This window comes from Enterococcus sp. AZ011 (genome assembly GCF_050548355.1).
Lineage (GTDB): Bacteria > Bacillota > Bacilli > Lactobacillales > Enterococcaceae > Enterococcus > Enterococcus faecalis.
Map to the genome: position 1 here is coordinate 659,266 of NZ_CP172959.1, position 17,172 is coordinate 676,437.

At 37.8% G+C, this 17,172-nt stretch carries 15 protein-coding genes; 8 read left to right on the forward strand and 7 right to left on the reverse strand.

Going from position 1 to position 17,172, the window contains the following annotated elements; translation table 11 throughout:
- The first annotated feature begins 5 nt into the window (after positions 1-5).
- The 3 genes from IGL36_RS03205 to IGL36_RS03215 are packed head-to-tail and all read left to right on the forward strand — an operon-like array spanning position 6 to position 3,249.
- A complete protein-coding gene (locus IGL36_RS03205) occupies positions 6-2,072 on the forward strand; it encodes a cellulose biosynthesis cyclic di-GMP-binding regulatory protein BcsB (protein WP_002396451.1) in 2,067 nt (688 codons plus the stop codon).
- The gene (locus IGL36_RS03210) at positions 2,062-2,922 is read left to right on the forward strand and encodes a hypothetical protein (protein ID WP_002397950.1); all 861 of its coding nucleotides are present in this window, start codon (positions 2,062-2,064) and stop codon (positions 2,920-2,922) included. The genes IGL36_RS03205 and IGL36_RS03210 overlap by 11 nt, the downstream gene beginning before the upstream one ends.
- A 15-nt stretch (positions 2,923-2,937) precedes the next feature.
- Positions 2,938-3,249, forward strand: a complete 312-nt coding sequence (locus IGL36_RS03215) for a hypothetical protein (RefSeq protein ID WP_002397949.1) — start codon at positions 2,938-2,940, stop codon at positions 3,247-3,249.
- A gap of 46 nt (positions 3,250-3,295) precedes the next feature.
- Here the strand turns inward: IGL36_RS03215 and IGL36_RS03220 are convergent, their stop codons facing one another.
- The 3 genes from IGL36_RS03220 to IGL36_RS03230 are packed head-to-tail and all read right to left on the reverse strand — an operon-like array spanning position 3,296 to position 6,644.
- On the reverse strand, positions 3,296-4,450 hold the full coding sequence (locus tag IGL36_RS03220; RefSeq protein ID WP_002397948.1) for a pyridoxal phosphate-dependent aminotransferase: 1,155 nt from the start codon (positions 4,448-4,450) through the stop codon (positions 3,296-3,298).
- A gap of 15 nt (positions 4,451-4,465) precedes the next feature.
- Positions 4,466-5,188, reverse strand: a complete 723-nt coding sequence (locus IGL36_RS03225; protein ID WP_002355769.1) for an amino acid ABC transporter ATP-binding protein — start codon at positions 5,186-5,188, stop codon at positions 4,466-4,468.
- Positions 5,181-6,644 (reverse strand): ABC transporter permease subunit, encoded by a 1,464-nt coding sequence (locus IGL36_RS03230; RefSeq protein ID WP_002358820.1) that lies wholly within the window; start codon positions 6,642-6,644, stop codon positions 5,181-5,183. Before IGL36_RS03230 ends, IGL36_RS03225 begins: the two co-directional genes overlap by 8 nt.
- Before the next feature lie 170 nt (positions 6,645-6,814).
- Between IGL36_RS03230 and IGL36_RS03235 the strand changes: the two genes are divergently transcribed.
- From IGL36_RS03235 to adhE, 5 genes are all read left to right on the forward strand, one after another.
- Complete coding sequence (locus IGL36_RS03235; protein ID WP_002355771.1) at positions 6,815-7,921, forward strand: iron-containing alcohol dehydrogenase family protein; 1,107 nt, start codon at positions 6,815-6,817, stop codon at positions 7,919-7,921.
- Positions 7,922-8,079: 158 nt separating this feature from the next.
- Entirely contained in the window at positions 8,080-9,225 is a 1,146-nt protein-coding gene (gene tgt, locus IGL36_RS03240; RefSeq protein ID WP_002355772.1) for a tRNA guanosine(34) transglycosylase Tgt, read from the forward strand.
- A gap of 60 nt (positions 9,226-9,285) precedes the next feature.
- Entirely contained in the window at positions 9,286-9,684 is a 399-nt protein-coding gene (yajC, locus tag IGL36_RS03245) for a preprotein translocase subunit YajC (RefSeq protein WP_002383336.1), read from the forward strand.
- A 261-nt stretch (positions 9,685-9,945) separates the two neighbouring features.
- A complete protein-coding gene (locus IGL36_RS03250; RefSeq protein WP_002364719.1) occupies positions 9,946-10,251 on the forward strand; it encodes a post-transcriptional regulator in 306 nt (101 codons plus the stop codon).
- Between the two features lie 156 nt (positions 10,252-10,407).
- Positions 10,408-13,005: a bifunctional acetaldehyde-CoA/alcohol dehydrogenase gene (gene adhE, locus IGL36_RS03255; RefSeq protein WP_002388933.1), complete on the forward strand. Its 2,598-nt coding sequence runs from the start codon at positions 10,408-10,410 to the stop codon at positions 13,003-13,005.
- Between the two features lie 44 nt (positions 13,006-13,049).
- Here adhE and fni read toward each other — a convergent pair whose 3' ends face one another.
- The 4 genes from fni to mvk are packed head-to-tail and all read right to left on the reverse strand — an operon-like array spanning position 13,050 to position 17,125.
- The gene (fni, locus tag IGL36_RS03260) at positions 13,050-14,093 is read right to left on the reverse strand and encodes a type 2 isopentenyl-diphosphate Delta-isomerase (protein ID WP_002381302.1); all 1,044 of its coding nucleotides are present in this window, start codon (positions 14,091-14,093) and stop codon (positions 13,050-13,052) included.
- A complete protein-coding gene (locus IGL36_RS03265) occupies positions 14,077-15,183 on the reverse strand; it encodes a phosphomevalonate kinase (protein WP_002355777.1) in 1,107 nt (368 codons plus the stop codon). The genes fni and IGL36_RS03265 overlap by 17 nt, the downstream gene beginning before the upstream one ends.
- Positions 15,184-15,185: 2 nt before the next feature.
- The gene (gene mvaD / locus IGL36_RS03270; protein WP_002355778.1) at positions 15,186-16,181 is read right to left on the reverse strand and encodes a diphosphomevalonate decarboxylase; all 996 of its coding nucleotides are present in this window, start codon (positions 16,179-16,181) and stop codon (positions 15,186-15,188) included.
- Positions 16,181-17,125 carry a mevalonate kinase gene (gene mvk / locus IGL36_RS03275; RefSeq protein ID WP_002397947.1) on the reverse strand — a complete coding sequence of 315 codons (945 nt, stop codon included), beginning with the start codon at positions 17,123-17,125 and terminating at the stop codon, positions 16,181-16,183. Before mvk ends, mvaD begins: the two co-directional genes overlap by 1 nt.
- Positions 17,126-17,172: the final 47 nt, after the last annotated feature.

A 17,172-nucleotide genomic window follows, 5' to 3' on the forward strand; every position in this document is an offset into this window, starting at 1 on the left:
GTGCAATGAAACAAAAAACAGTCACTTTAATAGGGTTGTTCTTTCTGGCAATTCTGATTGGTGTCGCAAGTCCGACCGTATACGCCGAAAACAAAGAACAAGACAACCATACCTTTACACAACCTTTTCAAAATAAAACAATCTCTTTAACAGGTACTTCTGTCCGTAGCACCATGTATTTTACAAAAATTGATTATTGGAACGTTAAAAAAGCATCATTCAATATGACCTACCAAATCACACAATTAAAAAATAATCAGACCTCAGATTTAACTGTGGCAGTGAATGGTGTGAAGTTTTATTCTTGGCGTCCTGAAAATACGACTGGTATTCAACAAAAGACGATTGAAATCCCTTTGGAACTGATTAAAGAGACAAATACATTGACTGTTGAGGGCCAAATTATTAATCAGGCAGGAAACGACATGTATAATTTAATTGAAACTCCAGCAAATTGGTTAACGATGTATGAAGGATCTAACGTAAACTTCCAATACGATTTACAATTACCAGAGAATACGATTCATTCTTTTTATAATCATTTTGTGGGAGCAGACACGATTGCGAATAAACACAGTGTTATTTTGACACCAGAAAATGCATCGGAAAAAGAATTAGCTGCAGCGACCCATGCGTTAGCTGGTGCTGCTCGTTTGATTACTACCTCAGAAGAATTGTTGCCAATGGCTTCTTTGAACAAAGAACAGTCAGCACCCTATCAGTTGATTATTGCCAGCTATGATAAATTACCAGATCAGTATAAAAGTCAAATTGATAGCAAACGTGTGGAGGACCAGGCTGTCTTAAAATTTTTCAATCAATCAGATAAGCATGTTTTAGTAGCTACTTCTAAAGATGAGGACTTACTTGTTCGTGCAGGACGTTATTTAGCAAACTATGAATTAATGACCCAAACAGATAAAGAAGAGACAACAGTTGATGAGAATACCGATACGTTTAGTTCAACTTTAGAATTTGATGGAAATTATCCATTAACCTCAACGGGGGACAAGCTAGAAGGGGCCTATCACCAAGAACAAACGTACTTTGTCAATTTACCAGTGGATCGAAACAATGCCAATGGAAGTCGCGTGCATTTACATTTTAAATACGCTGAAAACTTAGATTTTGATTCTTCTTTAGTGACGGTCTATGCCAATGACAAACCAATTGGCAGCAAGAAATTAACCGCTGCTCGTGCGAACGGTGATGAATTAAATCTCGAATTTCCAAAGAACTTAGAAATTGCTGATAGTTTTGTTTTAAAAGTTGCTTTTGATTTGAATGTTAAATCACCAGAAGTTTTGCGAAATGGTCAGACTCCATGGGCCTTTATTGAAAATAATTCGAATGCGTTTATTCAAACAGAAGAACTTAATGACATATTATTTAACAACTATCCGAACATTTTTATCAGAAGCCGTTCTTTTGCTGATTTAGCGATTTTATTACCAGAAAAAATGGACGACAACTATTTTAAAGTGTTGACCAATTTATTTAACTTAATTGGTAATTATGCCGAAAGTAATGTCGGTGAGATTACGTATTATAAAAAAGCGCCTAAAAATGCGGCATTAGAAAATCATAACTTGATTATTTTTGGTACGCCTAAGGATAATCCGATGATTCGTAAGTTAAACGATCAGTTATATTTCCATTATGATAAGGACTTCACACGTTTTGTTTCAAACGAGAAACTGAGCATTGAAAAAGATTATGGTAAACAAATCGGTACGGCGCAGTTAATGTTTTCTCCATATAATGCGAAAGCCGCGGCGTTAATCTTAACAGGAGCTAAATCACAAGGTGTCTTTTTAGCCTCTACACAAGTGAATACAGAGAAGAATACTTCTATGTACAAAGGAGATGCCATTGTGGTCGATCCGAACTATCGTCGCTATGATTATCGTTTCAAAAAACGTGTAAGCAACGTTAGCAACGAATCATTAGGTAAACGAATTGTCAATAATCATAAATTAATGATTTATCTATTTGTCTTCTTAATTGGTATGACTATTATTGGATTAAGTGCGTTCTTCATCGTGAAGAAGAATTTGAAAGGTGGGGAATAGAGTGAATCAAAAACGAGTGACCTTACTTTTGGATTTAACTTTGTTAGTAGGAATTGTTTTGGTTGTCGGCACAACCATCTTTATGGCCTTAGGAACGAATGATTTCTTTGTGGACTTAAGTTGTCTATTAATTTCAGTTATCTTAATTATCGTTACCTATTTTGTAGGAATTACAGCGGGGTTAACATTTTCGCTTATATTTATTTTTCTACAATTGACTTATGTTGTATATCAGTATGTCTATCATGATTTGTTTAGCTATGGCTCATTATTTTGGCTAATCATGCCGCCGCTCTACTGTTTAACAATCTATGCAGTGACTTATCAAATTCGTATGATTCAAGAAGAAAATATTCGCTTACGTAAAGAAACTTCACGGTTAAATGCGTTAGATGCAGTAACTAATTTAAGAACAGCAAAAATGTACGAGGAAGGATTCGATTTATTTTCTGATATTTCTACACGTTATGAAGCGCCGTTATATTTAGTCGTGATCCGAGTGGCCTATTGGGAAAGTATTCGTAACTTATTAAGTCCTGAACAAAAAAATGAATTGCTACAAATCGTGACAGCGGCGATTAAAGAGACAACGGATGATCGCTTCTTACCATACTTTATCGACGGCACACCGCCGACTTGGGCGTTATTAATTTTCCGCGATGGGGATGACGGATACACTACTAGAAAAGAATTCAAACAACAAGCTCAAGAGAAATTTGCCCATTCTGAAACCTTAAGGAATATTACTTTGACATTACAAGTTTCCTATACCAAATATGATCCTGCCGAATTTAACAACGCTTCAGAATTTTTAGGGGATGGAATTAATTCTCTTCAATATGATGTTTAAAAAGGAGGCAAACAAATGACTGAAAAAATTGCTGTTTTTACAGGGAAATTAGCAGAGGCTGGTGTGTTAAATGAGACGCAGCCATTGTCAATGCGATTACATTTAGAAAATATCCAAGCAGAAAGTGATCCAGAATCCATTGTGCCCTTATTTTCTCAAGGGGTAATTTTAAACATACTTGTTGAACAGTTAGAGGAAAGTATCCCACTGTCTTACTTGAAAAAAGGGACCAAAGTCCGTTTCACAGTCGTGGGCTTGCCACCGATGACTATGTCGATTCCACCGCATGTTGGTGGGCAAGCGATTGAATTGATAGAAGAAATCTAAAAAGCTTCTGCATTAGCTATGATTATTAGCTAATGCAGAAGCTTTTTTATTCAAAGGTCATTCTTTCAATTCGATCGAACGCTTCCTTTAATAAATCTAAATTTTGTGTTGCGGCTAAACGAATGTACTCATCGCCTGTTGTTTCACCAAATGCTTTTCCAGGAATCACTAATACCTGTGTCTCTTTTAAAAGCTTTTCCACAAAAGGGACGGAAGTTAGTCCTGTTTTTTGAATATTAATGAAGGCGTAAATACTTCCTTTGACTGGATGAAGCGAAAGGAAAGGAATCTTTGCTACTCGCTGGGCCACATACTCTAAACGTGTTTGGAACACTTCAACGATTGGGTCTACAAATTCGTCAAAATGTTGTAACGCATAGATTCCTGCTTGCTGTGACAACGTAGGCGCAGAATACGTAACGCCTTCATTAATTAATTTGGCTACTTCGTTAATATAGTCTGGGGCAATCATATAACCAATACGCCAACCAGTCATTGCAAAGGCTTTTGAAAAGCTACCAAAAGTGATAGTATTTTCTGGAGCAAACGTAGCCATGGGAGTAAACGTTTCTTGGAAACAAAAGGCTTCATAAACTTCATCTGAAAGAATGTATAAGTTGTGTTCAATCGCTACCTGTGCAATTTCTCTGAAAGTTTCTTCAGAAAAAACAGCGCCTGTCGGGTTATTCGGTGAATTAAGAATAATCGCTTTGGTTTTAGGCGTGATTTTTTCTTTCAAAAGAGCTACATCAATTTGGAAACCATCTTCTTCATAGGTTGGTAAAAAGACAGGAACGCCATCTGCTAAAAGGACTTGGTCTTTATAAGGAGAGAAATAAGGTTCATGAATAATCACTTCATCTCCAGGATTTAGAATCACTTGTAAGGCAAGGTACATTCCGTGCAGAGCGCCAACTGTGGCCCGGACTTGATTCGGTTGAAAAGATAATTGATAATGTGACTGATAAAACTGAATGACCGCCTCAATGAATGCCTCGCTACCATCAGAAGCGGTATATTTTGTATGCCCATTTTTGGCATCGTTAGCTGCTTGTTCGATAATCCGCTCATCGGTAATTAAGTCAGGGTCACCAATCGATAAATCGATTAAATTTGGGGTCTTTTTCGCCAATGTTGCAATATCCATGAGTAAATTTTCATTAGGTTGTTGGTAACGTGTTGCGATATTCTTGCGATCCATACCAGGTGCTCCTTTTTATAAAACTTTTCTTAGAAAATCTTGTGTTCTTGGGTTTTGTGGCGCATCAAAAATTTCTTCAGGTGTGCCTTCTTCTTGAATGATTCCTGCATCCATAAAAATGACACGGTCCGCAACTTCTTTTGCGAAGCCCATTTCGTGGGTAACCACCACCATTGTCATCCCTTCAATAGCTAAATTTTTCATAACGGATAGCACTTCGCCCACCATTTCAGGGTCTAAGGCAGAAGTTGGTTCATCGAACAGCATCACGTCAGGGCGCATGGCTAAAGCACGAGCAATCGCTACCCGTTGTTGTTGCCCACCAGAAAGTTGAGCGGGATAATTTTCTTTTTTATCTGATAAACCAACTTGTTCCAGTAAGGAAAGAGCATGTTCTGTGGCTTCAGCAGCGGCTTCTTTTTTTACTTTAACAGGACTAATCGTTAAGTTTTCCAAGACATTTTTATGCGGGAAAAGATTGAAATTTTGGAATACCATTCCCATTTTTTGACGAAGTTGATCAATGTTGGTATTTTTATCTAATAAATTTTTTCCTTCAAATTCAACGCTGCCACCAGTTGGTGTTTCTAATAAGTTCAGGCAACGTAAAAAAGTACTTTTACCACTACCAGAAGGGCCAATAATTACGACAACTTCACCAGCTTCAATTTCTAAGTCAATTCCTTTAAGTACTTCATTTTTTCCAAATGTTTTCTGTAAGTTTTTAATGTTAATCACTAGTACTCATTCTCCTTTCAGCAACACCTAATAGACGCGAGATAGTAAAGGTTAGGACGAAATAAATTAACGATACAATTAAGTAAGGTAAGAAGGGTTTAAAACTTGCTCCTTGAACGTTGCCAGCTTGGAAAATTAGTTCTGAAACACCAATGACTGAAACAACGGAAGATTCTTTAATTACTGTAACAAATTCATTGCCTAACGCTGGTAAAATATTTTTAATAGCTTGTGGGAAAATGATGTATCGCATTGCTTGGTTTTGATTCATTCCCAAAGAACGAGCAGCTTCCAATTGTCCTTTATTAACTGCCTGAATACCAGCACGAATAATTTCTGCTACATATGCACCACTGTTTAAAGAAAGGGCAATACAACCAGCTGCTACTTTTGATAAGTCTAAACCAAGAACGCCTGTCCCGAAATAGACAATAAAAATTTGAACAAGCAAAGGAGTGCCACGAACATATTCAATATAAGCAATGGCAATGCCACGTAAAATTTTGGAATTGGCTAACTTCATTAAGGCAAGTAATGCCCCTAAAATGGCACCAAACAAAACACCAATGAAAGCTAGGAAAATGGTATAGCCTGCACCGTTAAGGTAGAACTTTCCATACTTTTGTAAAAAGCTTTGATCTTTTTGGAACATTAATTGATTGGCTTCTTTTTTATAACCGTCCATTAATTTTTGATCATTAATTTGTTTAATAGAGGCATTTACTTTCTCCGTCAAAACGGGCGCATCTTTAGGAAAAGCAACGGCAGTATCTTTTGAGCCTTTTTCAAAGGTAACATCAGCAAAAGCTAAATCCTCATTTTGAGAAACATAGGCTTCGCCAACCGGTTCTTCCATAACGACTGCATCTAATTTATTATTTTTTAGATTCATAATTAAATCTGGAATTTTTTGAAGAGAAGTAGGGACAGCACCGGTTAATTCGGTTTTAATTAATTCTTCTTGTGTCGTTTGCTTTTGGGCACCTGCACGAACGCCTTCGAAATCTTTAGTGGAATGAAATTTATCTTTGTCTTCTTTCCGAACAATGACTCTTTGTTGAACGTTCATATATGGTTGAGAAAAAGCTACTTCTTTTAATCGTTCAGGCGTTGGCGACATGCCAGAGATGACCATGTCAATCTTGCCAGTTTTTAAGGCCCCTAACAGAGCATCGAAGCCTAGTTCTTCGATTTTTAATTTAACGCCTAAATCGTCGGCAATTTTTTGAGCAATAGAAATATCAAAACCGACAATTTTATCTTCACCATCTACTTTTGCATGAAATTCATAAGGGGCATAGTCTGCGGATAAGCCGACAACTAGTTCTCCCTTTTGGATGATTTTGTCATAGACTGGATCGGTTTCGGCTGCAAAAGTTTCTTTAATAGGTAATAATGAGAGCAACAAGAATAAAATTGGTAAAATCGTCTGTAGCCATTTTTTACATTTGGTCATTTGCGTAAACTCCTTTTTGTATTATTTTTATAAATATTCAAAAAAAGCGAATAAATGTATAAAAATTTATTGTGTTATGATGTGGTTTATCATATCATAGAATATGTAAAAGGAAAAGTAGTAGAGTTGAAAAAATACAACTTTTTCAAAAAAATTTTCAAAAGTCAAAAATGAAGGGGATTTTCAAGATGGAACAATCATTAATTGTGAGAGGGACACCACAAGAGTATCTTTGCGAAATTGGTTCGTGGGAATTATTAGAAGGACAACTATTATGCAGAAATATTCATCGTGTATTCATTTTACACGGGACTGAGTCATGGCAAGCGGCAAAACCGTATTTTCCGACGTTTCAAAAAGTAACAGCTGTTTTTGAAAACTATGGAGGTGTTTGTACAGATCAACGTGTGCAAGAGTTAGAAGCGCAAGTGCTGGACAATCATTTAGAGGCCATCGTCGCTGTTGGTGGAGGAAAAGTGGCCGACTTGGGCAAAGCCTTAGCACACAAAATGGCGTTACCGGTCATTATTTTACCCACTTTAGCAGCTACTTGTGCGCCGTGTACGCCATTGAGTGTAATGTATCGAGAAGATGGAGCAATGGAACGGTATGACGTTTTTCCGCAAGCAAACGCTTTGGTGTTGGTAGAACCAAGAGTGTTATTGCATTCGCCTCGGTCCTTAATGGTGGCAGGTATTGGGGATACATTAGCTAAATGGTACGAAGCAGATGCGATTATTTCGCAGTTAGACGTCCAAGTGTTACCTATTCAAGTTTCTCATTTTGCCGCGGAAAAATGCCGCGATATTTTGTTAAATGAAAGTATCAATGCTTTAAAAGCGATGGAAGAGCAGCAATTAAATCAATCGTTTATTGATGTCATCGAAACGAATTTAATTATTGGTGGAATGGTGGGTGGCTTTGGCGATGATTATGGTCGGACAGCGGGTGCCCATTCCATTCATGATGCACTAACTTTGCTGCCAGCTAGCCATCGACAATTGCATGGAAACAAAGTGGCGTATGGTGTGTTTGTTCAATTAGCCATTGAAGAGAAATGGCAAGAAATCGCTGAATTGATTCCTTTCTATCACCAACTAGGTTTGCCTATTTCTTTAAAAGAAATGGAGATGGACTTAACTGAAGCCGAGTATCAAGAAGTAGCAGAACGTGCTTGTATAGAAGGCGAAACGATTCATTATATGAAACAAAAAATTACCCCTGAAATTGTGAAAAAAGCGATGCAAGATTTAGAAAAATATACAGCGACAAAATAAGTGCCAAACAGCAACTAGCTCATTTGAATTATTTGAACTAGTTGCTGTTTTTTAAGGATCCTTTTTTGAAAAAAGAAACCTTGAGAAATCCTTGCAAATTCAATAAAAAAAAAGTATGATGATGGGAGGACAAATTATAGTAGAAAGTAGGGAAATGAATGACGGAACCAGCCATTCGTTATCGTTTAATCAAAAAAGATAAACACACAGGTGCGCGTTTAGGTGAATTAATTACTCCTCACGGCACATTTCCAACACCAATGTTTATGCCGGTAGGTACACTTGCGACAGTTAAAACAATGTCACCAGAAGAATTAAAAGAAATGGGTGCCGGTGTTATTTTAAGTAATACTTACCATTTATGGTTACGCCCAGGTGAAGATTTAGTCGAAGAAGCAGGCGGTTTACACAAATTTATGAACTGGGATCAACCTATTTTAACTGATTCAGGTGGCTTCCAAGTCTTCTCATTAAGTGATATGCGGAAAATCGAAGAAGAAGGTGTGCATTTTAGAAATCATTTAAATGGTTCAAAAATGTTCCTTTCTCCAGAAAAAGCGATCAATATTCAAAATAAATTAGGATCAGATATTATGATGAGCTTTGATGAATGTCCACCATTTGATGAAAGCTATGAGTATGTCAAACGCTCGATTGAACGGACTTCTCGTTGGGCTGAGCGTGGCTTAAAAGCCCATGCGAATCCTGATAGACAGGGATTATTCGGTATTGTTCAAGGTGCGGGATTTGAAGATTTACGTCGTCAAAGTGCCAAAGATTTAGTGAGTATGGATTTTCCTGGCTATTCGATTGGTGGCTTATCTGTTGGTGAGTCTAAGGAAGAAATGAACCGAGTCTTAGACTTTACGACACCGTTAATTCCTGAAAATAAACCACGTTACTTAATGGGTGTGGGTGCCCCTGATTCATTAATTGATGGAGTGATTCGTGGGATTGACATGTTTGATTGTGTGCTACCAACACGTATTGCGCGCAATGGTACTTGTATGACTTCACAAGGTCGCTTGGTTGTTAAAAATGCCCAATATGCAAGAGATTTTCGTCCGCTTGATGAAAAATGTGATTGTTATGTTTGTCGTAATTATACGCGGGCCTATATTCGTCATTTGATTAAATGTGATGAAACATTCGGAATCCGTTTAACATCGTATCATAATTTATACTTCTTGTTAGACTTAATGAAAAACGTCCGTCAAGCAATTATGGACGACAATTTATTAGAATTCCGACAAGCGTTTTTTGAAGAATATGGCTTTAATAAAGCGAATGCAAAAAGTTTCTAAAAATTAGAGGAAAAAACTAGTTCTTCAAGCATTTTTTTGATACAGTTAGTAGTGTGAATAATGCAGAGTGAGGTGAAACAAATGGGTGGCGGATTTACAATGATTTTTACATTAGTCCTTTTAGGAGGAATGATGTTTTTCATGACACGTTCTCAAAAGAAACAACAGCAAGAACGTCAAAAACAACTAAACGCAATGAAAACTGGCGATAGTGTTGTCACAATTGGTGGTTTACATGGTGTTTTAAGTGAAATCAACGAAAAAACAGTTTTAATCGATTGCGAAGGTATTGTCTTAGAATTTGACCGTGCAGCAATTCGAACTGTAACACCTGGAACTGCTGTTACAAATGATTCAGCAGTAACTAGTGTACCAGTCACAGAAGTTGAAGAGACAGTCACAGAAGAAGTAACTGAAGTTCCTGAAACATCAGATCCTTCAAAAGAAAAGAAAGACTAAACGAATCAACTAATTCATTTAATGGTTAAAGAGAGCGGAACAGGCTTTTCAAAGGCGAAACTGTGACCAGTAGTCACACGAGAAAGCCAATAAGAAGAGATAATTTCTATTCCGCTCGTGTCGTTTATCTTAAAATGTAGGACTAGGAAGGTAGGTCATTTGGACTTACGTCCTAAGTCCTTTTTAACTATTAAGTTTACAAAAAAGGTTCCTTTTTATAGTGTTGGAAGATAGTTAAAAAGTGAGCAATCTTTCGCTTGGTTGGAAGGAGAAGAGCCCATGACAAAGGAAAAATTAAGTTGGTTACAACAAAAAATGCTCAATAAAAGTATTAAAAAGAAGTGCCAAAATTTTCGTGAACTAGGTTATTCTTCCATCAACGAAGAAGATTTATTGACTTATTTACTCACCTATCGTTGGAAAAAGCAAGCCCGTTTATCTGTCAAAGACTGTCGCAAAGACATTCAGAAGGTTAAGCCGAATGAATTTTTTGACTATCAACAATTATTGGCACAGACATCAAAAAATCCTTTAAGGGACTGGCATGATATTGAAGACTTATTCTAGAAAAAAGAATAGGTCTTTTTTTTGAGATAAAAAAAATTATAAATAGTTGTGAAAAATATCACAAAAACTATTTACAAGATTCGTTTTATGTTGTATGATGTGAATGTGAAATAGTTAACAAAGTTTTTTTAAAATGAAACTCTTAGGAGGATGAACATGGTTAAAACAGTAAAAAAAGAAAAGACAGAAACAGTTGATGTTTCATCAATGATTGATGAATTAGCAACAAAAGCGAATGTCGCTTTAAAAGCAATGGAAGATTTTACACAAGAACAAGTAGATCACATTGTCCATCAAATGGCGATGGCGGCTTTAGACCAACATATGCCTTTAGCAAAAATGGCTGTCGAAGAAACTGGCCGTGGAATCTATGAAGATAAAGCAATCAAAAATATGTATGCATCTGAATACATTTGGAATAATATTAAACATGATAAAACTGTGGGTGTAATTAACAAAGACGAACAAACCGGTTTAATGGAAATTGCTGAGCCAGTTGGCGTGGTATGTGGGGTCACACCAACAACAAACCCAACGTCAACAACTATTTTTAAATCACTAATCGCCTTAAAAACAAGAAATCCAATTGTTTTTGCTTTCCATCCTAGCGCACAAAAATGTTCGGCAGAAGCGGCACGTATTGTACGGGATGCGGCGATTGCAGCAGGTGCACCAGAAAATTGTATTCAATGGATTGAACAACCATCGATTGATGCAACATCTGCTTTGATGAATCATCCAGGGATTGCCATTGTTTTAGCAACTGGTGGCGCAGGCATGGTAAAATCTGCGTACTCAACAGGTAAACCAGCACTAGGCGTTGGTCCTGGGAACGTACCAGCTTATATTGAAAAAACGGCTAAAGTAAAACGTGCGGTTAATGATTTAATTGTTTCAAAATCATTTGATAATGGAATGATTTGTGCTTCTGAGCAAGCGGTCATTGTGGATAAAGAAATTTATGCTTCTGTCAAAGCTGAGTTTGAAGCACACAATGTTTACTTCGTGAAACCGAATGAATTACAAAAACTAGAAGATGCAGTGATGAATGAAGGCAAATACGCAGTAAATCCAGCGATTGTCGGTAACTCTGCAGAAAAAATTGCTGAATTAGCAGGAATTAGCGTACCAAAAGGCACAAAAATTTTAGTCGCTGAATTAGAAGGTGCAGGTCCAGAATATCCATTATCAAGAGAAAAATTATCGCCAGTTTTAGCAATGATGAAATCAAACAATGCAGAGCATGCTTTTGAACTATGTGAAGCGATGTTAAACTTAGGTGGTTTAGGACATACAGCAGTAATTCATACAGAAGATGAAGAGTTACAAGTTGCTTTTGGTTTACGTATGAAAGCTTGTCGTATTTTAGTGAATACTCCATCAGCAGAAGGCGGTATCGGTAACATTTATAACGAAATGATTCCATCTTTAACACTTGGTTGTGGTTCATACGGGAAAAACTCTGTTTCTAAAAACGTATCAGCCATTAACTTAATTAATATTAAAACGGTAGCGAAACGGAGAAATAATATGCAATGGTTTAAATTACCTCCAAAAATTTTCTTTGAAAAAAATTCTTTACAATATCTACAAAAAATGGAAAATGTTGAACGTGTCATGTTAGTTTGTGACCCAGGTATGGTTCAATTTGGCTATGCAGATATCGTACGTAAAGAGCTACAAAAACGTAAAAATGATGTGAAAATCGAAGTATTTTCTGATGTTGAACCAAACCCATCAACAAATACTGTTTATGCAGGTACCAAAATGATGGTTGATTTCCAACCAGATACAGTGATTGCCTTGGGTGGCGGTTCTGCAATGGACGCGGCGAAAGGCATGTGGATGTTCTATGAACACCCAGATACAGAGTTCTTTGGTGCAAAACAAAAATTCTTAGATATCCGCAAACGGACATATAAAATTGCCAAACCAGAAAAAACACAATTTGTTTGTATCCCAACTACTTCAGGAACTGGTTCAGAAGTTACACCATTTGCCGTTATTACTGATAGTGAAACACACGTGAAATATCCGTTAGCAGACTATGCGTTAACACCAGATGTAGCGATTGTTGATCCACAGTTCGTAATGTCTGTGCCAGCTTCAGTCACTGCAGATACAGGTATGGATGTTTTAACACATGCTATTGAATCTTATGTTTCCGTGATGGCTTCAGATTACACACGTGGTTTAAGTTTACAAGCAATCAAGTTAGTTTTCGATCATTTAGAAAATTCAGTGAAACGTCCAGATATGGAATCTCGCGAAAAAATGCATAATGCATCAACCATGGCAGGGATGGCATTTGCCAATGCATTCTTAGGTATTTGTCACTCTATTGCTCATAAAATTGGTGGGGAATATGGCATTCCACATGGTCGTACAAATGCGATTTTATTACCACATATTATTCGTTACAATGCGAAAGATCCATCAAAACACGCAATGTTCCCTAAATATGATTACTTCCGCGCCGATACTGATTATGCAGACATTGCAAAATTCTTAGGCTTAAAAGGAAATACTACCGCAGAATTAGTAGAAGCTTTAGCAACAGCAGTAGCAGACTTAGGTAAATCAGTCGGAATTGACATGAACTTGAAAGCCCAAGGTGTCTCACAAGAAACATTAGACACAACGGTTGATCGTATGGCAGAACTTGCATATGAAGACCAATGTACAACTGCAAATCCGAAAGAACCATTAATTAGTGAACTAAAACAAATTATCTTAGATGCTTATGTAGGATAAAAGAACTCAAATAAAGAGACCAGAACATTAATGTTCTGGTCTCTTTAACGTTTTGCGAAAACAGTGCTGTCGATACCACGGTTATGACACCAATTAACTAAAACTGGATCGAGGATAAGTGCGGTACTCGTCAATTCTTCTGTCGTCTTTTTTCCTAAAAGAGTATAAAGCATTTTCACTTCTTCTTGCCATTGCTGTACAAGGGCTAAGGTATTTTCTAAACCATTTTTACTCATAAGGGAAGCTAAGATAGTCCCAGCAACTCCCATGCTTTTGGCACCTAAAGCGAGTCCTTTGACAATATCAAGAGAGTTACGCACACCGCCAGAGCCGAGAATAGTTAGTTTCTTTTGCCAATTTTGTGATTCCAGAAGAGAGATGACCGTTGATTGCCCCCAATCATCTAAGAAAGAAAGTTCTCGTTTCTTCCGCCGGGCATTTTCAATTTGTGTAAAACTCGTTCCGCCTTGGCCGCTCACATCCGCTGCTTGAACGCCGATAGAGGTAAGTTTTTCTAAGGTTTCTTGGCTCATGCCAAAGCCAACCTCTTTGACAATGACAGGCACTTCTACGGCCTGTACGATAGCTTCAATCTTGGTTAGCCAATTAGTGAAATCACGATCTCCTTCAGGCATGACCAATTCTTGGGGCACATTTACATGGATTTGTAAGGCATTCGCTTGAAATAAATCAAGCGCTCGCTTTGCTTCTTCCACACCCAAGCCTGCACCAATATTGGCAAAAATGAGTCCATCTGGGTTTTCTTTTCGCATAATTTGATACGTATCCGCTAAACTAGCATCTTTTAACGCTGCCGAGACAGATCCTGTCGCAACTAAAAGGCCAGTTTCTTTGGCAATAATGCCTAATTGCTGATTAATTTCTTTTGCACGCTGACTACCACCTGTCATTGCATTGACATAAAAAGGTTGGGGAAGCTGAAAAGAAAGAAACGAAGTGGAAATATCCACTTCGTTAACAGCGGATTCAGCAAACGATTGGTGAACAAAACGCACACGATCAAAGTCATTACTTTTTTCTTTGTGGAACGCTTTAGCTAATGATAGATGTTCATCTTTTCGATTCATGCTTCTCCTTACACTCCTTTTGACCATAGGTATAGACGTGAAGTGGCAGTGGGGTAATTCCGTCTTTTTCCCAAGCAGTCATTAATGGTAAAATCCCAGATTTTTGGCGGAAAATTACAATCCCACAATCGCCCCCGCCAGCGCCAGAAGATTTCGCAGCTCCTGTATAAGATTCAGCCAAATCACAAAGATTTTTCAAGGCTTCTGTTTCGATTACCACACCAGTCAGTGAAGATAATTCGGCGAGTAATTGGCGATTTTTAGTAATTTGTTTTTGAATAACAGAAATTTTTCCTGTGTTAAAGCCATTAATCATTGTTTCGACACAAAGCCGACTTTTCATTAAGAACTGCTCATAAGCCGCTTGTTTTTCTTCTTTTGATTGATGAACTCGATCAACTAAGTCTGAAGTGGACGCAGGACTACCTGTCCAACCAATTAGTAAACGTAGTTGTTTCGGTACTTTTAACGGAAAAATCATTAATTCAGGCCAGTCCATTGCTAACAAATCAGTTAATGTTTCAGTGGCTACTTTTTGATTGACCCAATCATGATCGAAGGTTGAAAAGGCAATCCAGCCCCCGTAACAGCTGGCGGCGATATCTCCGCAAGAACCATTTCCTTGAACGGCTAAGTGAGCTAATGCTGATAATTTGAAAATTTCCTCATTTTCCAAACCTAAGTCATAAAAAATATTCAAGGCTTTGACAGTTCCAACGGTTACCGCACCGCTTGAACCAAGACCATATTTTCGTCCATTTGAACTATCTAATTCACTCGTCACTTTTAAATGATAAAATGACAATTCTTTGTTTTGCTCTTGCGCATATTTTTCAGTTAGATGAATCGCCGCTAAAACATAATGAAAAGGATTTTCGCGAATATCTAATACAAGCTCACCATTTCGGCGTGTCCAACGAATAGGTAAAGAGCTGTATTGTGCAGATTGAATACTGCCTTCATCTGTTGTTTCTTCGACAGTTACAGTTACGAATTGATCCACAGCAACGATAATGGCAGGGTGGCCAGGTTCAACAACGGCATATTCTCCTGCAATAAATAACTTTCCTGGCGTAGTAACTTCAATCATGCTTATTTATCCATTCCTTTCGTTTCAAACAATTCAATTCCGGGACCAGCAAAAGCTGGGACTAACTGCTCTTTTGAAAAATGTTCACTTAAAAATGTTTTTAATGCTTCTAAGTTTTTCTTTTCGACTAAGACCTTGACATTCGGACCTGCATCCATTGTAAAGTAACAAGGAATTCCTTTGGCCCGTGCTTGGCGAACTAAAGCCATCGCTTGTAAACTGCCTGGGGACCAGTAAGTAAATGGAGGGACAGCACCTAAGGTTGTTCCATGCATCCTTAACCCATTGGCTTCAATGATTTCTCCTAAACGAGGGAAGTCTTTTGTTTTAATTGCTTCATGAACTTGGGATAAATCTTTTTCCACATTGTCCAACCAACCTTGATAAAAGCTAGAAGTTTCTACTGTTCGTTTCATTCCATCACGGCTGGAAACATCTTTTTCGCCATCGTTAATTAAGATAAAGAGCATGGCCAATTCGTTTTCCCAATTATTGGCTGGAATATTTTCAGCAAACGAAGTTTCATCAGAGTGGCCTTTGTTCCATTGAGCAAAACCACCAAAAATGCTGCGACAAGCAGAACCTGAACCACGTCGCGCTAAACGTGATAAGTCTTTTGCTGAAAGATTTAATCCTAAGGCTACGTTACAGGCCCCTGCTAAAGCAGCTAGACCACTCGCTGAAGAAGCCAAACCAGCTGCAGTAGGCACAAAATTTTGACTTTCCACTTTTGCAAACCAAGTACAATCGGCTTGTTGACGAACAAGATTCAAAAATTCTTTGACTTTTTTTGTTTGTTTTTCGTTTTGCAAGATACCATCTAAAATAAATACATCTTCTGAATAATGGGCATCAAATGTCACAGTTGTTTCTGTGTAAAAGGCATCTAATGTTAATGATAAACTACTATTCATTGGTAAAATGTATTCTTCATTGGCTTTTCCCCAATATTTAATCAGAGCAATATTTGTATGCGCTCGTGCTTTTCCTGAAAGCATTACTTTTTCACCTCTAATGATTGAATCCATGTAGCAACAGCTCCATTTTCTTCTAAAGTCTGTGCAATGGTTTGTGCGGTCTTTTTATTATCTGTTAAGGCAATCATACAGCCACCGCGACCGCCGCCGGTTAATTTTGCTCCTAGAGCGCCATGTTCTAAAGAGAGAGCCACTAGTCGATCCAGCATATCGTTGCTGACGGATAATTGCTGGAGTTGCTCTTGCGCTAACGTCATTAGCTGACCTAATTTTTGTTTATCATCTTGTAAAATCGCTTGCTTTGCTTCTTTAGTAAAAGAACCTAATTGTTTCATTGTTTCAGCGATTGCTGTGGGATTATTTTGAGCTAGCTGCGCAATGTCTTTCACGGCTTCACGTGTTTGACCTTTAATTCCCGTATCAGCTACTACTAAGTAGGCATTAGATAAATTCATCGAGAAATGTGTGGGCGGAAATCCTCTAGTAAAAAATAAGGGATCAGCGCCGCTTGTTGCTGCGGCATCGATACCACTAGGATTGCCATGAGCAATTTTCTCACTTAAGGAAACAAGCTCAAACAATTCTTGATATGTATAAGCGTAATCAAAATAATCAAAAAGGCTTCGAACGATGGCCACAGCGGTTGCTGCGCTTGAGCCCATTCCTCGTTCAGCGGGAATCGTACTTGTTAAGGTCAAAGTGCCTTTAAACGTATCTTCCTTTAAAAAATGTAAGGTTTGCTGAACAACTTCCTTGATATTTGCTAGCTCTTGGGGCACGTCTTCAAGCAATCCTGTAAAATATGCACAATCAATCTGCATAGTTTTTGCCGGGGTAAAGACGGCTGTGATTTCTGTCGCTTGAAAAGGAAAGGCGATTGCTGGTTCGCCGTAAACAACGGCGTGTTCCCCCATTAAAATGATTTTTCCCGTCGCTTGACCGAGGCCTTGTTTTTTTATATTCATTCACTGACATTCCTTTTGAGTAGAATCGAGTATAGGACAAAAGACGT